5 protein-coding genes and 1 pseudogene are annotated in these 9341 nt (G+C 42.3%); 1 reads left to right on the top strand and 5 read right to left on the bottom strand.

Annotation, left to right across the window (positions count from 1 at the left end):
* A pseudogene (locus AACV78_RS13155) lies at nt 1-94 on the top strand (IS1 family transposase); the annotation flags it as partial.
* Between the two features lie 67 nt (nt 95-161).
* On the opposite strand, the gene AACV78_RS13160 reads toward AACV78_RS13155, so the two are convergent.
* From AACV78_RS13160 to AACV78_RS13180, 5 genes are all read right to left on the bottom strand, one after another.
* Complete coding sequence (locus tag AACV78_RS13160; RefSeq protein ID WP_194012725.1) at nt 162-572, bottom strand: hypothetical protein; 411 nt, start codon at nt 570-572, stop codon at nt 162-164.
* Between the two features lie 12 nt (nt 573-584).
* Nucleotides 585-1568, bottom strand: coding sequence for a hypothetical protein (locus AACV78_RS13165; protein WP_194074410.1), 984 nt, complete (start codon nt 1566-1568; stop codon nt 585-587).
* A 209-nt stretch (nt 1569-1777) separates the two neighbouring features.
* A complete protein-coding gene (locus AACV78_RS13170) occupies nt 1778-2239 on the bottom strand; it encodes a hypothetical protein (protein WP_194012727.1) in 462 nt (153 codons plus the stop codon).
* 40 nt (nt 2240-2279) lie between these two features.
* A complete protein-coding gene (locus AACV78_RS13175) occupies nt 2280-8036 on the bottom strand; it encodes a S8 family serine peptidase (protein WP_194012728.1) in 5757 nt (1918 codons plus the stop codon).
* Nucleotides 8037-8908: 872 nt separating this feature from the next.
* Entirely contained in the window at nt 8909-9058 is a 150-nt protein-coding gene (locus AACV78_RS13180; protein WP_228042699.1) for a hypothetical protein, read from the bottom strand.
* Nucleotides 9059-9341: the final 283 nt, after the last annotated feature.

Raw genomic sequence — 9341 nt, forward strand, 5'->3', positions numbered from 1 at the left:
AAAAACTCTTTCATTCTCCAAAAAACTCTCCAATCATATTGGGGCTATTTGGTATTTTATTCATGAGTATAACGCCAGTTTATCTATCAATTAAAACCCTTGATTTTCCTTGCTATGCAGGACTACCAAAAATTGCTACTACTATCCTTTACTTGTAGTTCTTAGTATTCTTCAAAATTGCAGCCTTTCTCAAGCAGGTCAAACAATTCTTGACTGGATAAAATCTGTCTATTGTACCCGTTCATGTTATCAGTAATGCAGGGCCATTTTGCAGCCAACTTAGCAGCCAATTCATAAGCAAAACGCCTGCTACCTTCTGCTTTAGATATCTCTAATACAATAAATGTCTTGGGTTCACCCACAAGTTTTTCTGTAGTAGCTTTTAATTCCGATGGTTCTAATTCATTGTTGTTGCCAAGGGCAATCCAAATATATAATTCTTCCCTTACCAGATATGCAAAGAAAGGATTTCCCGGCTTTTCAACAATATGTGCATCTACTGTCCGCAAAAAAGATATTAACTCATCTTTTCTGATATCGTATCTGGAAACAACTACTAGACCATTTGACATTGTTAATTCTCGTTATCGCAGATTTGTTACGTAATCCAAAAGTCCTTGCTCAGTCCGAAAGACTCGCACTCCAGGGGGAAGATTGGCTTGTGCTAGCTCTGTGTAATTTGGGGCAAACAAAATTACTGGCTTGTTGCTAGGATTTAGAAGTCGATCGGTTTGTAATTTTGCAATTTGACCCGCTTTCTGTCCTGTTTGCATAGTAACCTCTATAATAGCATTACTGGTTTCTACATCAACATCTCCAACTGGAAGTTTATTGGCTCCTTTTTCTATTCTCCCATAACTGATTAAATCGTGTCTGAGCAGGTTAGCAATGCGAGCCTCTAGTTTAGTACCTCCATTGGCTGATGCTAAATTATTTTGAATAGCCGCATCAAACCGAGTTGCCCAACGTCCTTGTTCAGCTAGTTTTAGTCTGATGCTTCTAAAGGCTACACCTACCAATTCTTGTCCGGCTAGACTTGCAAAGCGTTCAAAGTGAGTAGCAGCTTTATTTAACCCAGCGTGATTTTTGGCATTAAAGGCAGTAAAAATATATGAAAATAATTCTTTTACCGCTTCCAGAGCAATTCCTACCCTGCTAAGACCATATATGATGGTAGCAATTTCACCCAGTCCACTCACACTTAAGGCTGCTAAAACACCTAATGTAGCAAGTAATTGTGCCCAAAACTCCCATCGCATTATTGTACTTAGAGCATCTCCGGGTAGCTTAGCAAGTCCTCGCCGTGCTGCTTCAATCAACTTTTTATCAAAAGACCACCCGTTAACTTCATCGGGTGGTAAATTATTAGCAATACCACCAAACAAATTATCAGGTAAATCATCATTCCCACTCCCACCCGAAAGCCAATCAAAACCACTACTACCAAAAACCTCTTTAAACTGAGGCTCTTTAATCTGAATAAAAGTCGGTGCCCAAATATCATCACTAGGCTTCGGAGGCTTCACCAAATCCACTGGCACATCCAAACTCTTCGGAGCCTTATTCAACCGCGGCGCATCCCCAAATGAAGGCACATCATTAACCTGCGGAGTGGTTTTCTTCGGGTCAAATCCTCCCCTTTTTGACTCAGACTCACTCGGCAAATACTTGCCATCTTTCCAAGTAGACTTCGACCAACTCTCACTCCAATCATTCCGACCATCATCCCAGACTGTCAGAAAGAATTATTAATCCAGATTTACTGATGTTTTTATCATCAAATACCCAAATGCAAAATAAAGAATTCACCTTCAATCACCCGCTCGGCATAATTGAGCAAAATTCGCAGCTTTTCAAGCAGTAAGTCTCGCTCAACTTCGATAGTGTGAACTTTGGGTGGACTTGAAACAGTTCTGTCAGCTTCTATAATTATCCCCCCATAAAGCTGAAATCTATCAGGAGCTTTTGAAAATAAGCGATACCATGACTCGAATACATGATAAAACATTTCACCATTTTCTTGATGAATAATTGTAATACCATAAAGCGATAATCCGTTGGTCTTCTTTTTATATGGAACTGAAAGATGAGTACACGGTATCCACATTAGAGTATCATTCATGTACCGCATTATATCATCGTGAATACTGACTTCAAACTCCCTTCCGTAATAATTCATGCACTGTGTATAACTCACTTCTCCTTTTTTTAAGCAAAAAAATCTATGTTCTAGTGCCATATTGGAACAAGCCTCATTATCATGTGAAAAATTGATTTAATCAACGGTGCCAAACGTTACCAAAAGAGATTATACCATATCTTCCCTGACCTAAATCTACTAAATCAATATATCTGCCTCCTGATTCATACCTCGAAACATTTGGTGTGGCTCCACTTATAGGACGTCCTTGGATTCTTCTGTCATTCAGAACTACTTGTTTAAACTCTTCTGCTAGCTGAATATATTCCTCTACATTCTTTGCACCTACCTCAGCACCATGATTCTTAAAATGTTGTTTTACAGAAATTTCTGGTGTTGCAGAACCACCTTGATGCCATGAACGAGTATTGACATAATCATAGGCGGGATTACTGTCTCCTAAAAATTCTTCCAAATCCTCATCAGAAACATCATCCCAAGGATTATTACCAGAGTTAATTTGGAGAACCTGAACAATCAGATTAGAGAGATCCTGGACACTAACTCCCACTACACTGAGTCCATGTGCTAGCGCTCCCAATCCTGTGGCAACCAGTGCGGGGTTTCCAGTCAAACCACCTCCAATACTACCACCAGCTCCCAACACAATTTCCGCTATTCCTTGCAAAATTCCGATTAAATCAGCAGTACCTCTTCCTGCTTGAGCTGCTTTACTCTTTTGTAAGAGTTTTTCCAGTTTGTCTCGTGCTTGTGCCCCTCCCGGTATCAGAAGGTCAGTGAAAGGTTGAAGTAAAGCTCCATTATTCTTGAGATAGTAATAAAGAAGCCCACCTAAAAATTCTAGAACAGCTTGCTTGCCTTGTTGAGATAGCTCTAACAACCTTTTGATAAATCTACGCAACTTTGCCAAAAATTTGTCCCAAGGGCTGTCTTTTTTAGGGCTATTTATATTAAAATAGCCATCTCCATTAATTACCTTCTCTGACTCAAGCTCTTTAACAGTACGACGCGGTGGTGCCCAAATATCATCACTAGGCTTCGGAGGCTTCACCAAATCCACTGGCGCATCCAAACTCTTCGGAGCCTTAATCAACCGCGGCGCATCCCCAAAATTCGGCAAATCATTCACCTGCGTCCCTGTCCCCTTCGGGTCAAATCCTCCCCTTTTTGACTCAGATTCACTCGGCAAATACTTGCCATCTTTCCAACTAGACTTCGACCAACTTTCACTCCAATCATTCCGACCATCATCCCATACAGTCCCGCTGCGATACCAACTCCAACTGCTGCCACTACTCGTATAAATACCCCCTTTAGTTCCCGATTCTGACTCGTTACCGCTGAGAGTTTTCGTCCAACTGTAACCCCCATTAAAATAAGACTTGCTGTAACTAGAACTCCAACTAGAATACTTGGCAACTGAACTAACTAAACCTTTACTATCGTAATTGTTTTCGCTCGACCATTTCTCGTAACTCGAACTACCATTTTCAGTTTTGCGACCATCTTTATAAGTGGTGACTGTCTGTGAATTCCGAGTCCGGGAGGTATCGCTACTGTTAGACGAGTTGGAGTTGCCGCCCTCGGTGCTGCTGTTACTTTTGGTATTAGTTATTGTCGATTCGTCGCTGGTACTTTGAGTCGTGTAAGCATCAACTTTATACTCGTTCTCCCACTGAGCATTATTCTCGGAGTAATTTGATTGCTCGTTTTGAGAACTAGGTTTTCCTGAACTGTTGCTGCTGGAAAATTTCGACTTGCTGACGGAATAAGTATCTTGATTTTGACTGCTAGTGTGCGGCCCGTCTTTGTAATTTTGCGTGTTATTTCCCTGAGTTACCGAGTAATTATTGTTGCGATTGTTTAGCCAATAATTAGTGCCGTTGCTGCTGTTGGTTTGTTGAGATTGATTGACGGTGTAATTGTCTTGATTGGTGGTACTTTTTGATTTGCCATCATCGTAACTGCTGTTAGCATTACTGTTCCATTCAGAATAACTATCTTGGGTGTTGCTGTTGACGGCTTTGCCATCGGTTGTAGAGTTATCCCAGATTGAGTTAATTACAGAATAGTTGTCGCTGCTGTTATTAGTTTTGGAGAAACCGCTGGTATTGTTGCTTTGAGAATCAGATTTGCTAACTGTGGTTTCTTCGCCACTGTGGGTATTATTATAACTGCTACTGTTGCTGCTATTCGTCCAATCGGCTTTCCCTTGAACTTGAGTTGAACTGTTATGGACGGAACTGCCGGTGCTGCTAGTATAGCGAATGTTTGAAGTTGATTTGGAACCCCAATCATCTTGGCGGTTGCCGTTAACTATGCTCAGGTTCGTACCGTATTGGCTGTCGGATTGAGACTTGCTGTTTCGATAACTTTCTGAAGCATCGTTTCTGGTATAGGCGGGAGTGGTATAGTTGTAAGAACTGCGGGATTTTTGATTGGATGAACTTTGGTCGGCGCTAGTACCTTCGTATTTAACTCGGCTGTAGTTTTGCTGCGATTGATTTTTGTTTTCTGTTGAGTTTTGGGAAAAGTTTTTGGTGGTGTAGGTATCCGTATTTGTGCTGCTATCGCTTGTGGATTCGTTAAAATAGTTGCCCTTGCTGTTGGTTTCGACAGCACTTTGATCCCAGCTTGATTCTGTGTTTGAGAAGTTGCTATTAGTTTGAGAGTTGGTAATCGCTGTGCCGTTGGAACTACTGGTAGAGGTAGTTGTGTATGGCGCTAATTCTGTGGTATAAGAGCTAGTGCCTTCGTTGCTGTTTCCAGTTGAGGTACTGGTAGTTTTTGGCGTGCCGGGGGCTGTGGTTGCAGTTGCTCTTTCTGAGGGTTTGGCTGCGGTAGAATTGGCAGAGTTGTCAGTATTTGCACCAGCATCAATTAAGGGTTTTGTCAATAGTTTGGCTGCTGCCAATACGGGAATTGTGGGGAGGGTTTCTGCTGCTGTAGCAATGGCTAATTCTGCGTCGAGAATTCCGTATCCTGTCCTTTCGTCCCATTCGGGTACGTCAATGTCTGTTGCTGTTTTCAGGAGGAGGTTTTTGATTTGTTGGCGGCTTAGGGATGGGTTGGCTGCCCACATTTTCGAGATGGTATTTGTGACGAAAGCGGCGGCGATTGATGTGCCTTTTTTGGTGGCGGTTGTTGAAGTTTCTGCTGTTTGTGCAGTGCTGGTTGGTGCTAGGATATCTAAACCGCCTCCGTAGCTGGAATAGGCGGCGCGGTTGTTGTTTTCGGATGCGCCGACGGTGATGATGTTGTCGAATTCTGTGGAGGCTTGTCCGAGTGCGGATAGGAGAGTTCCTTCGTTACCGGCGGCTGCTACAATCAGGATGTTGTTTTCCTGAGCGTATTTAAGTGCTGATTGTTCTTCTGCTGTCAGTTTGTGCCGCGTGGTTTGCGTGCCGTCGGGATTGATTTGGGTTAAGTCGAAGCTGAGGTTGACGACGGCGTTGGGTTGTTTTGCAGCAATGGCGCTGTCTACAAATTCTATCAGGGATTGATGCCAGTTGCCGCTACCGGTTGCTCTTCCCAACCAAATAGTAGGAGATTGTTTTGTATCGCTTTGATTGTGGGAGTCGCTGATAATTCCTAAAATTGTGTCGCCGTGTTGGTTTCCTTCCTTTGGTTGAAGTAGGGGATTATTGTCGCCGTCGATTACATCTTTTCCTAGGATAATTTGGCTGTAATCGATGTTAGGATTGTCGGCTGTGAAGCCCGTGTCGATAATACCGATAAATGGTTGGTTTTGTTGGGAAGAATTAGGGATTGTTTCTCTAGGAATTACTGACGGCCCAGAAACCGGGTTTTTTACGGAATCTGTTGGTAACAACGAAGTATTTTCGTCAAAAAACCCGGTTTCTTTAGTCTGAGTGCGTAATTCCTGTTGGAGTTGGGTTTCCGTGTGGGTGACTGCGTATTCGTTGATGTTTGTTTCGGAGTTGCTGTCTGTTGCAGTTGCGATTTCGGAGTCGGCGATGATATTGTGTGAGTTGTCTGGCTGATTGTTTTTGTCGGATGATATTTCGGGAGTAATTGTGCTGTTTTCGGAGTCAAAGTTGGGGTTTACATATTCGTCAGTGGTTGTTGGCGACTGATTGTCGCTGTCGGCGATAAGATTTTCCGATTGTTGCGAGTGATGGTTTGGCGTGACAGCGATTTCGGGAATAATAGTTTGGTTGTCGGCAACTATATATTCTGGATATTGTGATGCGGGTGGTTGATAGTTTTGGATGGATGCTGTGGAGGAAATGTTAGGGAATTGTTGGGCGAGTATGCTGTTGAGAGTTTCCGACAGTGTGGAAATTTCATCGTCTGAAAGTAGCGGTAAATTGTCAGCAGTTTCGCCGGCATTTTCGAGGCTGTCGATAAGAGTTGGGGAGGTGTTTTCAATTTCCCCAGTGAGAATGTCTGTGGATTCTGTGGGTATTGTCGCTATTTCTGGTTGGATAAAGACGGGTTTTTCAATTGTGTCACCTGTGATTTCGTCGATTTCTGTCTCAACAGGATTTGTCTCGGAGTTGGAAATTTCCGAAACAGTCGGATTTTTGGTTTCTGTCGCTGGGGAATTTTCAGGTTTTGTGTCGGAGTTGGGAATTTCCGAAACAGTCGGATTTTTGGTTTCTGTCGCTGGGGAATTTTCAGGTTTTGTGTCGGAGTTGGGAATTTCCGAAACAGTCGGGTTTTTGTCTTCAACTGCGGGAGATTTTTCAGGTTTTGTCTCAGTCGAATTTGTCTCGGAATTGGGAATTTCCGAAACAGTCGGGTTTTTGTCTTCAACTACCGGGGAATTTTCGGGTTTTGTCTCAGTCGAATTTGTCTCGGAATTGGGAATTTCTGAAACAGTGGGATTTTTGGTTTCTGTCGCTGGGGAATTTTCAGGTTTTGTCTCAGTCGAATTTGTCTCGGAATTGGGAATTTCCGAAACAGTCGGATTTTTGGTTTCAACTACCGGGGAATTTTCAGGTTTTGTGTCGGAATTGGGAATTTCTGAAACAGTCGGATTTTTGTCTTCAACTGCGGGAGATGTTTCGAGTTTTGTCTCAGTCGAATTTGTATCGGAGTTGGGAATTTCGGAAACAGTCGGATTTTTGTCTTCAACTGCGGGAGATTTTTCAGGTTTTGTATCGGAGTTGGGAATTTCCGAAACAGTCGGGTTTTTGTCTTCAACTACCGGGGAATTTTCAGGTTTTGTTTCAGCCGGATTTGTCTCGGAATTGGGAATTTCCGAAACAGTCGGACTTTTGTCTTCAACTGCGGGAGATTTTTCAGGTTTTGTCTCTGTCGGATTTGTTGTAGAAGTTGTATCGGTTTTTTTGTCGTCGTCTAATTTAGTCTCAGTTTTGGGCGCAACGTAAGCTATCAATTCTTTACCTTTCTCTGATGTACCCCAATCGGAATTTTTGGCAATTACATCATCTATTAAAATGACTTTAGGGGTTGCACCTTTGAGGGAAAATATGATATCATTGTAATCAGCATCGCTTCCTTCGCTTATCCCCATATCTTCCATGACAAATATATTGCCGCCATTCACAACACTGGCAATTTGTCCTGGTTGAAAGGCATCGCTGGAATTAGCTGTCGCCATTGAGAATAAGGGTTTTTTGTCGCCACCAATTCCTGGATTGTCGTATACTTCTTGTATTTTACCGTTGGGAATTAGGATGATACCGAATTCGTCTCCGGGAGTCATTGCGAAGGTTTTTATGCCTCGGTATTCTCCGATATTTAAGTTGTTTTCTCCCTCGAAACTAGAAAATTTCGCTGCTTCTGTACTGTCGGAAATTGCGATGTAACCGAGTGAGGAGTTGCTTAAAGCGCGTCTGGCTGCTTCTAGTATAAATTCTTCGGAATCAGGAACAAATTCCTGCATTCCTTTGAGGCTGATAATTGCTAGTTCTCCTTGATACCAGCCTCCATCTGATAGGTAATCTATGGTAATTTTACCAGTTTCGTCTGCTTGGAAAATGCCGGAGTCGAAAGTGATTTTATTTGGAATTGCTGGCTTGGCTGTATCGCCTGTAATTGGGTCGGTTTGAGTTGTGGATGTTTGCGGTTTTTCTGGGATGCTGTTGGTTGTTGGTGTTGAATCTTTGTTGAGGATGAAGCCGTCTATCTCTGCCTGTTTAGCAGGTGTTTCTGGGCTTTTATCGAGGATTTGGTGATTTTCTGGTAATAGTTCAATGCTGGAGTTTTTGGAGGATATTTCGTTAGTTATTAGGGGATTTTTTTGGGGTGGGAGAGTAGTTTCTTGTAGAATTAGCTAGCGGCAATTTTTCTGTAATGTCGGGAATGATGGAAATATTGGTGGTTAGTGGGAGGGTAGATGTTTCGATTGGTGACATGATTTTTAGTGGTTTTTTTGATGGTGAAAATGACTAAAATGTGCAGAATTTGAGGATGTTAAGTTTAAAAAAGTCGCAAGCAAACGAGTCCACAGGATGATGGAGCTTTTTTGTTAATGCAGGTCTGATATTGACAGGTTTTAACCTGCCCACGTGGCGGACAAAGGTTTGATTCGATCGCAATAAATGAGTTTTTTTATTGCTGTTGTGAACTTTAGATTTGAGAATATCAGTAATTTTTATTAAAGCCAAGGGGTTTTCAGAGTTTTTAAGTAAACTTTATGGAAACTTTAAAAAAGTGCAGCAGCGTATCTATTCCACAGCAAATCGCCCTTTGATAGCAAAGAGGTAATAAAAGTCGATGTTTACCACAAATTAAAAAAATGTCAAGCTAAATTAACTAAGTCGAGACTTGCGATCCCTGGGTGTCGATCGCGATCGCCCTTACCTCAGCTTTCACCCCAAATTCCATCCCAGCAGCCGCCATCTTTTTCTTAACCGCTTCAGCATTAGTAACATCCGTTAATGTATTGTGGAACCCATTTGACATCTTTTCTTGAAAAATAAGGCGGATAAACAAGCCGTCTGGCGATCGCTCAACAGCCACAAGACAAAAGATGGTGCCGTTGGGGCGACAAAAAAGCTGAAATCCATCTGATATCCGGCTTTTTGCAACGGCAATATATCTTAAATAGACTCTATAGGTGCTGGGGGGGTGACAAAGAGGTCTACGAGATAGACTGTATAAGGGTTGCAGCCCGCATACCTTGTTGATAAAAGCGGCGTTTAGAAGGACTTAACTTCATTAACTGTTCCACATCGAAAGAATATTG

The sequence above is a fragment of the Tychonema sp. LEGE 07196 genome, from assembly GCF_963890365.1.
Taxonomy (GTDB): domain Bacteria; phylum Cyanobacteriota; class Cyanobacteriia; order Cyanobacteriales; family Microcoleaceae; genus Microcoleus.